Raw genomic sequence first — 13,224 nt, forward strand, 5'->3', positions numbered from 1 at the left:
ACAATCACCTATTATCTTTCTTGAATTGGAGAGAAACTAGGCTAATTATAACATATCTTTTCCCTCGATACAAGGACGTATCTTGGGGAAAGAGGCAAGTCGTTGGGGATCTCACGCCGCCCCCTTGGGCCTGGCCCCGTTTTCTTCAGGGGGGCCAGCCCTCTCGCCCCCGGTCAACATCCTGTAGGAACGAGGGGCCCTCGTGCCGGCCCCTTGAACCCCCGGCACTTCCTCTTATGCGGATAAAAGGAAGCAAAACCCGCCGGGGAGACCCCGATCCCCCCTATTGGTGCACCGCAATGGGTGTGCAGAGTTCCGGGGACACTTCATACCTGCTGGAAGGTAAAGTTAAAGCCACCCTTTTCAGAGCGGCTTCATTCCTTTATAAATTCAAGAACATCATTGGGTGTACATTCCAATATATTACACAGACGTTCCAATGTGTGGACGGTAATCCCTTTATTATGCTTTAAATTATGTATTGTATGAGAACTAACCCCGTATTTTTCAATAAGGGTGTAGGTTGTGACAGCTTTAGCTTCCATTGTTTTCCAAAGTGGCCGATAGCTAACCAACGCCTTCCCCCCCTTTTGAAACAATAATTCCTTTATTTCTATTATCATTTCAAAATTGAGGATTGCATATACTGAAAAATATGACTATAATAGAACTATAACGAACAGAAAGGAGGGAGGGATTTGATTTCTTCGTCACTCATAGTAAATCTTTTTAAAAGCTGTGAATCCTTAAAACAGTGGTCACTTTCTCCCCTTATTGAAAACGATGCAACCTATCAGCAAGATTTAAAGGACTGTACCGCGTTAGAAATCCGCCTGGAACAACTGGCCATTGGGTCTGGGCAGCGAATGGTTATCAGCGATTATATTGCATGTAAAAATAGCCTCACTGCCCAATACTCCAACTTGAGTTATCTTGCAGACTTTCATGATTGTATCCAAGTCTTGGCGCTTTTTCAGAATTCCCAACAAAGTCTATTGGATGTTTTATGTGCAGAATCTACAAATACAGATAATTTATAACTTGCATGAATAATCTCTACCCTTATTGGAAGCTTCTTCATCACATAAAAAAGGAGACAGCCTGGTTGGCTGTCTCCTTTTGCACGCTAGTCTTTGGGGCGCATGGTTGGGAACAAGAGCACATCGCGGATCGACGCAGAATCGGTCAGCAGCATCACCAACCGGTCCAGGCCGAAGCCCAGGCCGCCGGTGGGGGCAAGGCCGTATTCCAGTGCGGTGACATAGTCTTCGTCCACCTGGGGATTGGAGCCGGGCTCCTGGGCCTTTTTGGCTGCTACCTGGCGCTCAAACCGCTCCTTCTGGTCGATGGGGTCATTGAGCTCGCTGAAGGCGTTGCCCATCTCCCGGGCGCAGATGAAGTATTCAAACCGCTCGGTGAAAGCGGGCTCCTCCGGTTTGCGCTTGGCCAGGGGGCTGTTCTCCACCGGGTAATCGTAGATGATGGTGGGCTGGATCAGGTTCTCCTCCACAAAGGCGTCGAAGAACTCCACCAGGACTGCGCCCTTGGTGGCGTCGGCGGGGACTTCCACATGTTTCTCCTTGGCGCAGGCGCGGGCATCCTCATCGGTCTTCCAGTCGTAGTAATCACAGCCGGAGTACTTTTTCACCGCCTCCACCATGGTCAGCCGTTCCCATTTGCTCATGTCGATCTGGGTGCCCTGGTAGGTGATGACCGGGCTGCCACAGATCTTGCGGGCCAGCATCTCATTCATCTCTTCCACAAGGGCCATCATACCCTTATAATCGGTATAGGCCTGATACAGCTCAATGGAGGTAAATTCCGGATTGTGTTTGGTATCCATGCCCTCGTTACGGAAGATGCGGCCCACTTCATAAACCCGCTCAAACCCGCCGACGATCAACCGCTTCAGGTAGAGCTCGGTTTCAATGCGCAGGTACATGTCCATATCCAAGGTGTTGTGGTGGGTGATAAAGGGCCTGGCGGAAGCGCCGATCTCCAGGGGGGTGAGGACAGGGGTGTCCACCTCCAGATAGCCCTTGCTGTCCAGGTAACTGCGGATCTCCTTGAGGATCATGCTGCGCTTGACAAAGGTATCCCGCACCTCTGGGTTGACAATCAGATCCACATACCGCTGGCGGTAGCGGGTGTCGGTGTCCTTCAAGCCATGCCACTTCTCCGGCAGGGGCAGGAGGGATTTGGACAGCAGCTCCACCGAATGGACCTTGACGCTGATCTCACCGGCGTGGGTGCGGAAGACCTCGCCCTCGACCCCGACAATGTCGCCGATGTCATATTTTTTCCAGTCGGCATAGGGTTCTTCGCCGATCATGTCCTTGCGCACATACAGCTGGATGCGGCCGGTGGAATCGGCCAAGTCGCCAAAGCCCGCTTTGCCCATGCCCCGCTTGCTCATCAGGCGGCCAGCCAGGCGGACCATTTCACCGGGGGTCTCATCCCCCTCTTCTTTATCCACAAAATTGGCGATGACCTCCGCCGCATGGCGGGTCACCTCGTATTTGGTCTTTTCAAAGGGGTTTTTCCCGGCCTCCTGGAGGGCGGCCAGCTTCTCCCGCCGAACGCGGAATACCTCGGAAAGTTCAGCAGCCTCCATCTCCTGGGTGGGCTCCAATGCCTCGCTCTTCGTTTCGCTCATATCGACACATCCTTTTGGTTTCTCTATTGATTTTGCAACCTATCTTTTTTATTATACCGGTTTCGGCGATTTTTGCAAGCCCAGCGGCAGCACTCCCGGGGGAAAAACCGGATTTTCTCCCGCCTGGTCCCTGTTTATGCCAAAGAAAAAAGGCGCTTGCCGCGCCTTTTTTCAAAAGGAAATCCCTTGTGCTTTACAGGGTGATCTCCAAAATTTTAAACTGCAGGACGCCAGCGGGGACTTTAATATCCACCACTTCGCCCACTTTGTGGCCCAGAAGGCCTCTTCCCACCGGGGATTCATCGGTGATGGTGTCCATCGACTGGTTGGATTCCACCGAACCGACGATGCGGTACTCCATCTCCTCGTCAAACTCCATGTCCAGGATTCGGACCTTGGTTCCCACTGAGACAATCTGGGTAGAAAGCTGGCCTTTGTCCAGGATCTTAGCGTTTTTCAGCTGTTCTTCCAGGGTCTGGATGCGGGCCTCCACAATGGCCTGTTCATTTTTGGCCTCATCATACTCGCTGTTCTCCGAAAGATCGCCAAAGCCCCGGGCCACCCGTATTTTTTCCGACACCTCGCCCCGCTTGATGGTTTTGAGGTCTTCCAGTTCATCTTTCAGGGCTTTGTAGCCTTCGGCAGTCATTAAAATCTCATTTGCCATGTTTTTCTTCCCCTTCTCGAAAGCGGATATCCCTTCCGCCGTATTAAGAATGCCCCTGCGCCCCCGGTTAGGGAAGCATGGGCATTGTGTTTTGTATAGAATTTGCAGGACCCTCCCGCAACAATAGTTGTATTATAGTAAATTCACTAATCTATGTCAAGCGCTAAAATGTTAATAGTTTATTTTACACCAAAAGTGCGCCGCAGGTACTCACAGAGCTCCCCCAAGCGGTTGGGCCTGCCTTTGCAGTCGGCCCTGGCAGCGGGGGAATCCTCCAGCTCTTTGGCCCCGCCCCATTCATAGAGGGCGCCATAAAAATCCGCCGGATGGATGCCTTTGGGGATGGTATCCCCAGGGCAGGCAGGGGAGAAATCCTCCAATATTTGGCACCTTCCTTGGAGACAGAGGGGAGCAGCCGCAAAAAAGAGACCGCGCGGCGCGGCTTCCTCCCCGCTTTCATAAGGCGCCGGACAGTAGACTGCCATGCAGTCCCGCAGGAAGCTCAAGTTGTCCCCCACCAAAATAGGGGCTCCATACAAATCCAGCATCTGCCGTTGGAACACCTTGTATTTTTCCGGTTCCCCGGTTAAAATCCGCACGGTTGACGCCTGTTCCGCCAAGGACATCGCTGCGGCCTGGTACTCCCCATCGGGGTCGATAATCCCCACAATCCGGCTGGAAGGCGGTATCCGAGAGCCCTTCAAACAATCCAGCAACATCCGCAAAGCCAGCTTCGGCTGCAACTTCTTGGGGACGAACCGCTCCAGCGGCACCTGCGGCGGGATGGATATTTCCCGGGGCAGGATAAACGGATCCCCCCCGATCAGCCGTGTGACCTTTTTCCAGGGGATATCCTTCCGGCCGACCTCTACTGTAATGTGCCGGTATTCTCTGCCTGCGCCGGTTTCTATCTGTTCCACAACCTTTGCCGGTCGTAGTATCTCCAAAAGTTTTTGTCCCATACCATGGGGCTCTGTCCGCTGAACGGTCACCATTGTGAGCATTCGACCACCTCCGTCCCTTTACTATATGCTTGTCTCTTTTAATTTAGAGCAGGAGGGGCGTTTTTTTCGTCTGATTGGGGCGGTTGCCCGGGGGATTCTCCCCGGCAAATCAAAATGCCCCCCGCCGGGAAAACCGACGGGGGACATCAAACTGGGGTTTATGGATTGGAAGAGGAGCTTTCCTCGCTGGAGGAGCTTTCCTCGCTGGAGGAGCTTTCCTCGCTGGAGGAACTGTCCTCTGAGCTGCTGGAACTCTCCTGGGAAGAGCTGGATTCCTCCCCTTCCGGCGAACTGGATTCGCCTTCTGAGGAACTGCTCCCCCCTTCCTCCCCCTCCTGGGAAGAGGAAGGTTCTTCTTCCACTGGGACGGTGTTTTTCACATCGCCGCCTGCCACCTCCAGCGCTTTGATCAGCTGGGGGTCGTTGGTCTCGTTGAGCTCCAGGAAGTTCTTCTCCTGTTCCGCAGAGAGTTTGACCTCAAAGTCCGGCTTGACGCCGATTTGGTCGTAGTTAGGGCTCTTCGGCGGGTTGTACTTGCCCACGGTGATATCCAGGGCGGAGCCGTCCTGAAGCTTATAGATCCGCTGCATCAATCCTTTGCCGTAGCTGTTGACCCCGACGATGCTGGCCTTTTCATAGTCCTTGAGGGCCTGGGCGAACAGCTCGGCGGCACTGGCGGATTTCTGGTTGATCAGCACCACCATGGGGAGGTTTTCCTCCTTGGCGTCGCTGGTGTACAGCACCTCGGTAGTGCCGTCTTTATAAGTGGCAGAGACGATGTCCCCTTCCGGAACCAGCATATCCAAAATCTGAGCCACCGATTTTACCGTGCCGCCCGGGTTGTTGCGGACATCAAACACCAGGGATTTGGCCCCATTGCCCTTCAGGTCATCCAGCGCCCGTTTGAACTGGTTAGTGGTGCTGTCGTTGAACTCCTTGATCTTCAGGTAGCCCACCTCGCCGATCATCCGGTGGTTGACAGTTGGGACCTCGATGCGGCGGCGGGTGACTTCCACCGAGATATCCTCCGATTCCCGGCGGATGGTGACGTTGACCTTGGTGCCAGCATCGCCCTGCAGGGCTTTGACCGCCTGCTCGGCCGTCTCGGCGGTGACATCCAAGTCCTCCACCTTGACGATCAGATCGCCCACCTTTAAGCCGCTGGTCTCTGCAGCGGAATCGGGATAGACCTCAATGATTTTGATATAGCCGCTGGCATCGATCACCGTGCCGATGCCGATGGTGGCCATCTTTCCATCGTAGCTCTGCATCTGCTCCGCATACTGCTCTGCGGTGAAGTACATGCCGTATTTGTCGCCGATGCCTGCCACATAACCGGCGATGATGTGATCGTTGAGGGTGTCCTCATCAATGTCGCCATAGTAATTTTGGCGGACCAGGTGGTCTACCTCCTGCAGCTTGGCGTACATGGCTTCCCTTTCGCTCAAATTGTTGCTTTTGGCGTTGAAAATCTGCATGGACCACAGAAGGGTGACACAGATGGTTAAAATCACCATCAGCAAAGACATGGCGACGGCCAGACCCAATGATATTTTTTTATTCATGGCACACTCCTATCACAGGCGGGATGGTGCGCCCCGCCGGGTTTGGGATGAAAAACTGACTCCCCCGCGGCACAGCGGGGGAATCGCAGCTCATCACTTCAAGTAGGTCCAGGGGTTGACATGCTTTCCGTTGACGCGAACCTCAAAATGGAGGTGGGGGCCGGTGGACCAGCCGGTGGAACCGATTTGAGTCAACGCCTGGCCCCGGGTGACTTTCTGGCCAACGGAGACCAGGATGGCGCTGTTGTGGCCATACAAGGTAGTGATGCCGCCCCCGTGGTCCACGATGATGTATTTTCCGTAACCGCGGCCAGGGGTATAAGTGGTCTGGACAAAAGCCACTGTGCCATCCGCCACTGCCACCGTCTGTTTGCCGTAGATGTTGGGGCCGGAAATGTCAATACCGGTGTGGAAGTCGGTGTTGTTAAACCGCCAGCCGTAGTCGCTGGTGATCTTGCTGTAACCGGGCACCGGCCAGCCCATGACGCCGCCGTTGTATTCGCCGGTGGAGTTGATGGACTGGTAGATCTTGTCGATCTCCGCCTGGACAGCAGCCATCTCCTTCTGCATCTGGGCCTGGTTGGCCAGGTATTCCTGTTCCAGCAGGGCAATGTCCTGGATCTGGGCTTCGGTCTGTTTGACCATGCCGCTCAGCTCCTGTTTCTTCTGGTCCATGGAAGCCTTGGAAACTTCTACATCCGCCTTGGAGGCTTCGATCTCCTTTTTGGCCTCTTCGATGTCCTTTTTGTCCTGGATCAGCTGGTCCAGAAGCTCCTGGTCGTGCTCCGCAATGGAGGAGACCATCTCCGACCTAGTCAGGAATTCAGAGAAGCTCTCCGCTCCCAGCAGAAGCCCGATGGTGGTGGATTTGTCGGTCATGTACATGGCCCGCATCCGCTGTTTGAACAGGTCGTAGTTTTCATCGATGTCGTTCTGCTTGTCGATGATCTCCTGCTCTTTTTCCTCAATGGTGCTGTTGAGCAGGTTGATCCGTTCGGTGAGCAGATTGATCTGCTGCTGGGTGTTGTTCACCTGGTTGTCCAGGTTCTTTTTCTCCGCCAGCTTTTTGTCCTTTTCATTTTTCGTCTTGTCGATCTGCGCCTGGATGGCCTGGTTTTTCTTTTCCAGCTCCGCATATTTGCTGCTTAAATCGTCCAGTTCATCCTGGTAGTCGGCGCTGGCCTCCAGCCGGACGCCCGGTGCGCAGACAAGCAGTGCGACGGCCAGCAGGCCGGCAGCGGCCTGGCGCCACTTCTTCTGATGTTTCACTGTTTGCGCTCCTTTTATTCCTTCAGTTTACACGTCTTACACCCGCAGATGCTTGCGGACGAACACCATGCTTCCCCCTACGCCGATGCCGATGCCCAAAAGGGCAAAACCGCCGTACAGGGGGAGAGCGATATCTTTGAAGACAATGAAATTCTGGGCGATCATCTGCACCCAGCTGGTCTGGCTTTCGGCGATCACGCCTATGACATAGCCATAGCCCGCCCACAGCATCAAAAACGCGATGGTGGCCGACACAAGGCCCAAAATCAACCCCTCCACTACAAATGGCAGGCGGATAAAACTGTCGGTGGCACCGACAAACTTCATGATGTTGATCTCCTTGCGGCGGTTGAACACCGTAATCTTGATGGTGTTGGCGATGATGATCAGCGAAACGGCCCCCAGGATCAGCACAATGGCTGACCCGCCCAGATAGACGCCGTTTTTAATGCTGGTCAAGGTGCTGGCCACCTCGTAGGGGGCGTTGACCTTTTCCACTTCCCAGCGGCTTTGGATTTCCTTGACCGTCTCTTCCATACGGGCCAGGTCCTTCACCTTGATGCTGTAGGAGTTGGGGACAAAGTTGTCCTCGTAAAAGCTCTCCAAAAGCTCCCCGTCCTCCCCCAGAGTATCCAGCCACTGGGTCAGGCCCTCTTCCTTGCTGATGAACCGGACGCTCTGCACATTCTCCATCTGTTCCAGTTCTTTGGTCATCTCTTCAATCTCCGAATCGGTGACTTCGTCGTAGAGGAAGGCCACCACTTCATTTTGGGATTCCATCACCCCCACGACGTTGTTCACATCCAACGAAAACAGCACCGCACTGCCGATGAGCAGCAGGCAGGCCACCAAGGTGCCAATGGAGGCAATGGACATCATCCGGTTGGCATAAATATTGCGGGCTCCCTCTTTGATAAGGTAGCCAAAACTGCTAGATTTCATGGCGCGCTCCTTCCCAATGGTTATCTGAGACGATCGAGCCATTTTCAATGGTCAGGACCCGGTGGTTGAACTGGGACACCAAATCGTGCTCATGGGTGACCATGACGATGGTGGTGCCGCATTTGTTGATCTCGTTGAGGAGGTCCACAATCTCATAAGAGAGTTCCGGGTCGATGTTGCCGGTGGGCTCGTCCGCAATGATCAGCGACGGGTTGTTGACCAGCGCCCTGGCCAAGGCGACACGCTGCTGCTCGCCGCCGGAGAGTTGTTCCGGCATGCTGCGGGCCTTGGACTGCAGGCCCACCAGGCCCAGTATGTAGGGCACCCTGCGGCGGATGTCCTTGGTGGAAACATTGGTGACACGCAGCGCAAAGGCCACATTGTCATACACACTCATGGTGGGGATCAGGCGGAAATCCTGGAAGACAACCCCCAAGGTGCGCCGGAAAAAGGGGATGTCCCGCCGTTTCAGCTTGCCCAGGTTGTAGCCGTTGACCTCAATTTGCCCTTCGGTGGGAGTTTCCTCCATCAAAATCATCTTCATCAGTGTCGATTTGCCCGCGCCGGAGGAACCCACAATAAATACAAATTCCCCATCTTCAATGGTCAAATTGACTCCCTGCAGGGCCTTTGTCCCATTCTTATAGGTCTTAGAGACATTATGAAATTGAATCACTGTTACACCGCCTTGTTGTGGCCCGCAACGGGGGTTAGTATTTCACCGGGTTGGCTGTCAGGTATTTTTTGACCATCAGCGCCACTTTGAAGATGATGGCGTGGTCAAACTCCCGCAGATCCAGACCGGTGAGTTTTTTGATTTTCTCCAGGCGGTACACCAATGTGTTGCGGTGGACAAACAGCTTGCGGCTGGTCTCCGACACATTCAAGTTGTTCTCAAAGAACCGCTGGATGGTAAACAGGGTTTCGTGATCCAGGCTTTCGATGGAGCCTTTTTTAAACACCTCTTTGAGGAACATCTCGCACAAGGTGGTGGGCAGCTGGTAGATCAGCCGGGCGATGCCCAGGTTGTCATAGCTGACGATGGACTTTTCGGTGTCAAACACCTTGCCCACTTCCAGGGCGACCTGTGCCTCTTTAAAGGATTTGGCCAAGTCCTTCACCCCGATGACAGTGGTGCCGATGCCCACTACAACCCGGGTGTAGAACTCGCTGCCCAAGGTGTCCACGATGGAGCGGGCCAGTTTTTCCAGGTCCTTGCTCTCGATGCCCGCCTTGGTCTCTTTGACCAATACGATGTCGTTTTCGCTGATGTTGAAGACAAAATCCTTCTGCTTGTCCGGGAAGAGATTTTGAATCACATCAAAGGCCGAGATGTCGTTGGAAGACACGATGCGGATGAGCAGCACCACCCGGGTGACGTCGGTGTTGAAGTGCAGCTCCCGCGCCTTGACATAGATGTCACCGGGCAGGATGTTGTCCAGAATCACGTTTTTGATGAAGTTGTTGCGGTCGTACTTCTCATCATAATACTGCTTGATGCTGGAAAACGAAATTGCCAGGATGTTGCAGAATTTCACGGCCATCTCATCCGTGCCTTCTACAAACACCGCATACTCCGGCTTGGACTTGGAGCCGAAGGGCTTGTAGGTGAACCCGTCCCGCACAAAGGTGTCGTGGTTGTCGTTTAAATCCAGGACCAGATACTCGCTTGTCTCCCCGATGCGGGTCAAATCGCTGCACGAAATGATGGTGGCGGTTTCATCCACAACGCCAATCACTCGGTCGATGGAATCCCGCATCTGGTGGACGATGCCCTGAAATAACCTGTTGGACATAGCTTATTCCCCTCTTCACTGTTAAATATGTTATACAACTCTTCTGTCAACACAGCCAATCATATATATTTTACATAATAGCTATGGTATTTGCAACATAAAAACAGATAAAAGTTGTACCAACTCGTACATATTTTAGCATTTCCTAGCACTTTACCGGGATTTATATTCCATATATTAACATTTATAGAATATTTTGTCAATTCATGGCAGCACTTTCTCCAGTCACGTCTCAAATTATGGGTACCTTTCACGTGAAAAGGCTGGGCAGATTATCTAATTTTGACGAACCCAGCCGTCGTTTTCACCGAAAAAACCTTTGTGCACTTTTACCCCGTATTCTGCCCCAAAACGCAAAAAACCCGCGGCAAAAATGCCGCGGGCCTGCAACTTTATGCGGATTTAATTGCATAGGGTGCGCTCCGTCTCCTTGTCGAAGACATGGACCTTCTCCGGGTCGATGGCAATGCGGATTTCGCCGCCGGTGCGGGCGGTAGTTTTGGGATCCACCCGGGCAGTCAGGTTATTGCCGAGGAAGTTCAGGTACAGGTAGGTCTCAGCGCCCATCATCTCGGTGACCTCCACCTTACAGTCGATCACGCCGGTGGCTGCCTCCGCCAAATGCTGCTCATCGTCATACAAATCCTCCGGCCGGATTCCCATGACAACCTCTTTGCCGATGTACTCCCGGATTCCCTCCGCCTCAGCTTTGCGCTGGGGCAGGGCCACCTGGTATCTGGCCGGCTCTTCCCCTTCCTTGGCAGGGGCGGCAAACTCCAGGGCCAAACCGCCGTCTTTCTCCACCAGAACCCCGTTGATAAAGTTCATCTGGGGAGAGCCGATGAAGCCCGCTACAAACATGTTGTAGGGGGATTCATACAAATTCTGGGGGGTGTCCACCTGCTGGACAAAGCCGTCCTTCATGACCACAATGCGGTCGCCCATCGTCATGGCCTCCACCTGGTCATGGGTGACATAGATGAAGGTAGTGCCCAGCCGCTGGTGAAGCTTGGAGAGCTCGGTCCGCATCTGAGCGCGGAGTTTGGCATCCAGGTTGGAAAGGGGCTCATCCAAGAGGAACACCTTGGGCTCCCGGACAATGGCGCGGCCCAGGGCAACCCGCTGCCGCTGGCCGCCGGAAAGGGCTTTTGGCTTGCGGTCCAAAAGGTGGCTGATATCCAGGATGCGGGCAGCCTCCTCCACCCGGCTCTTGATCTCATCCTTGGGGACTTTGCGCAGTTTCAGGCCGAAGGCCATGTTCTCAAACACCGTCATGTGGGGATATAGGGCATAGCTCTGGAACACCATGGCAATATCCCGATCCTTGGGGGCCACATTGTTCATCAATTCTCCGCCGATATACAGCTCGCCGTCGGAGATCTCCTCCAACCCGGCGATCATCCGCAGGGTGGTGGATTTGCCGCAGCCCGATGGGCCGACCAGGATGATAAACTCTTTATCCGCAATTTCCAGGTTAAAATCGGTGACTGCGGTCACACCGCCGGCATACCGTTTATAGATTCCCCGCAAAGACAGATTTGACATAGCCTATCCTCTTTCTCCGGATGCCCCATTGATTTTCAGTATAAAAAACAGCCCGACTGCTGGCTCCGGGTAACAGCCTAGGCCCATAAAATACAAAGCGCTTATTTTAATGATACCAATTTGCATCATGCCTTACAATTCGGCTTTTCCACAAGAATGGCAAAACCCCTTTATCCAATATCACGAACGTCAGGGGGATGGCTTGTCCTCCCCTTGGGTGATCTGCACCAATTCTGCCGGGGTCAGTTCCCGGCAGGCGCCTAAGGGAAGGGATTCATCCAAAAACAACCCGCCCATACGGATCCGCTTCAAGGCCACCACCTGGTAACCAAACCGCTGGAACATCCGCTTGATCTGGTGGTACATCCCCTCGTGGATCACCACCTCCACCAAAGGGTTGTCCCCTGGTTCCAGGATGGTCAACTGGGCTGGGGAGCACTGGTCTTCCCCGGTTAGCCGCACCCCCTTCTGGAACTCCACTGCCACCGACGGGTCGATGGCCCGGTCCAGCCGGGCGAGATAGGTCTTGGGGACATGGTTTTTGGGGGCGAGGATGCGATGGGCGAAAGCCCCGTCATCGGTGATGAGCACAAACCCCTCGGTGTCCTTATCCAGCCGCCCCGCGGGGAACAATCCCTTGCGCCGCAGCCCCTGGGGCACCAGGTCCACCACAGTTGGCTGGCGGGGGTCTTCGGTGGCGGAAACCACCCCTTGGGGTTTGTTGAGCATCAGATAAAGATTCTTTTTCAGAAGGATGGGGACCCCTTCCACCGTCACCTGATCCCGATCCGGGTCAATTTTCAGGTCGGGGGAGCGGGCTGCCGCACCATTGACCAGGACTAGGCCCCGCCGGATTTTCTCCTTGACCTCCCGGCGGGATTCCATCCCCTGGGCGGCGAGCAGTTTATCCAGCCGTTCCAGCGCCATGACACATCCCCTTCCCTCTTCAAAACGTTGGCTATCAGTATACCATTTTGGAAAGGATTTTTCAATTCTCTCCCCAAAAGGATGCATTTTTTCACCGTTTCTCCAAATATTTTCCGGATTCGTCAGCGGCCTTCGTCCATTTTATAGATGAGTTTGTTATGAATTTGGCAAACCGCTCAAAACAAAACGCCCTCCCAGGGGGACCCCCTCCGGGAAAGCGTCTCATCGGCGAAAGCGGTGTATTTTCGGTTACCTATGCATTCAGATATGACTTTAGGACGGCCTCGCCAACCCCTGGATAAACCCATCCAGCTGGGTGGAGGAAACATCCCCGCCGATGACCTTGCCCTGGTACACCAGTAGGTTGATCCGCACTTCTTCGCTGGAATCGGGGTAATTCTTCACCCGGTAGCCATACCGTTTGCACCGCTTGCCCCGGTATTTGGTCAGATCCAGCCCCTGCTCTTTTTGCAGGTTGTTATAGTTCTCATAGACGTCGTCAAACTCCTGAGGAATAGCTACCTCCACAATCTCCACCGGGTCGGGGTCCACTTCCCAACCCCAGCCAGCGATCAAATTCAAGCGGTCCTCTGCCGTTTTAGCGGTCAATTTCCCTTTCTTCAGGTTCTTTTCCGCAGGGGCTGCGGCAGAGGTCTGCCAGGAAATCTCCCAGACTTTTTCTTTGATTGCCGCCCCACCGGCGGCTACAGCCACAGCCGCCAAGCAGAGGGCCAGCAGCTTTTTGCCTTTCATCTTAAAGGAAACGATAAACATACCGCTTCACCTCCTGCCCCATTCTATGCAGAAAATGGGGCAGGCATGCCTTTTAAGTGACCTTTGTTTATGGTATACT

The 13,224-nt window shown here is 53.9% G+C and carries 13 protein-coding genes; 1 reads left to right on the top strand and 12 read right to left on the bottom strand.

Annotation, left to right across the window (positions count from 1 at the left end; translation table 11 throughout):
• Positions 1–374 precede the first annotated feature (374 nt).
• Positions 375–623, bottom strand: a complete 249-nt coding sequence (locus RDQ42_RS00645) for a helix-turn-helix transcriptional regulator (protein ID WP_308588065.1) — start codon at positions 621–623, stop codon at positions 375–377.
• A 75-nt stretch (positions 624–698) separates the two neighbouring features.
• Between RDQ42_RS00645 and RDQ42_RS00650 the strand changes: the two genes are divergently transcribed.
• Entirely contained in the window at positions 699–1,040 is a 342-nt protein-coding gene (locus RDQ42_RS00650; RefSeq protein ID WP_231358236.1) for a hypothetical protein, read from the top strand.
• A gap of 86 nt (positions 1,041–1,126) precedes the next feature.
• Here RDQ42_RS00650 and lysS read toward each other — a convergent pair whose 3' ends face one another.
• From lysS to RDQ42_RS00705, 11 genes are all read right to left on the bottom strand, one after another.
• On the bottom strand, positions 1,127–2,656 hold the full coding sequence (gene lysS, locus RDQ42_RS00655) for a lysine--tRNA ligase (RefSeq protein WP_071428113.1): 1,530 nt from the start codon (positions 2,654–2,656) through the stop codon (positions 1,127–1,129).
• A gap of 193 nt (positions 2,657–2,849) precedes the next feature.
• Positions 2,850–3,323 (bottom strand): transcription elongation factor GreA, encoded by a 474-nt coding sequence (gene greA, locus RDQ42_RS00660; RefSeq protein ID WP_054331592.1) that lies wholly within the window; start codon positions 3,321–3,323, stop codon positions 2,850–2,852.
• 179 nt (positions 3,324–3,502) lie between these two features.
• Positions 3,503–4,327 (bottom strand): hypothetical protein, encoded by an 825-nt coding sequence (locus RDQ42_RS00665; protein ID WP_231358235.1) that lies wholly within the window; start codon positions 4,325–4,327, stop codon positions 3,503–3,505.
• A gap of 158 nt (positions 4,328–4,485) precedes the next feature.
• Positions 4,486–5,892 (bottom strand): S41 family peptidase, encoded by a 1,407-nt coding sequence (locus tag RDQ42_RS00670; RefSeq protein ID WP_308588067.1) that lies wholly within the window; start codon positions 5,890–5,892, stop codon positions 4,486–4,488.
• A 93-nt stretch (positions 5,893–5,985) separates the two neighbouring features.
• Positions 5,986–7,161 (bottom strand): murein hydrolase activator EnvC, encoded by a 1,176-nt coding sequence (locus RDQ42_RS00675; protein ID WP_231358233.1) that lies wholly within the window; start codon positions 7,159–7,161, stop codon positions 5,986–5,988.
• Positions 7,162–7,197: 36 nt separating this feature from the next.
• The gene (gene ftsX / locus RDQ42_RS00680; RefSeq protein WP_231358232.1) at positions 7,198–8,103 is read right to left on the bottom strand and encodes a permease-like cell division protein FtsX; all 906 of its coding nucleotides are present in this window, start codon (positions 8,101–8,103) and stop codon (positions 7,198–7,200) included.
• The gene (gene ftsE / locus RDQ42_RS00685) at positions 8,093–8,779 is read right to left on the bottom strand and encodes a cell division ATP-binding protein FtsE (RefSeq protein WP_054331586.1); all 687 of its coding nucleotides are present in this window, start codon (positions 8,777–8,779) and stop codon (positions 8,093–8,095) included. The genes ftsX and ftsE overlap by 11 nt, the downstream gene beginning before the upstream one ends.
• A gap of 34 nt (positions 8,780–8,813) precedes the next feature.
• Positions 8,814–9,899, bottom strand: a complete 1,086-nt coding sequence (locus RDQ42_RS00690) for a helix-turn-helix domain-containing protein (RefSeq protein ID WP_054331585.1) — start codon at positions 9,897–9,899, stop codon at positions 8,814–8,816.
• Positions 9,900–10,301: 402 nt separating this feature from the next.
• Positions 10,302–11,444, bottom strand: coding sequence for an ABC transporter ATP-binding protein (locus RDQ42_RS00695; protein WP_231358231.1), 1,143 nt, complete (start codon positions 11,442–11,444; stop codon positions 10,302–10,304).
• 189 nt (positions 11,445–11,633) lie between these two features.
• Positions 11,634–12,371: a pseudouridine synthase gene (locus RDQ42_RS00700; RefSeq protein WP_231358230.1), complete on the bottom strand. Its 738-nt coding sequence runs from the start codon at positions 12,369–12,371 to the stop codon at positions 11,634–11,636.
• A gap of 273 nt (positions 12,372–12,644) precedes the next feature.
• Positions 12,645–13,145 (bottom strand): DUF4830 domain-containing protein, encoded by a 501-nt coding sequence (locus RDQ42_RS00705; RefSeq protein WP_054331583.1) that lies wholly within the window; start codon positions 13,143–13,145, stop codon positions 12,645–12,647.
• Between the last annotated feature and the right edge of the window lie 79 nt (positions 13,146–13,224).

Origin of the sequence: uncultured Merdimmobilis sp., from assembly GCF_902471145.1 — a bacterium.
GTDB classification, from domain to species: Bacteria; Bacillota; Clostridia; order Oscillospirales; family Ruminococcaceae; genus Merdimmobilis; species Merdimmobilis hominis.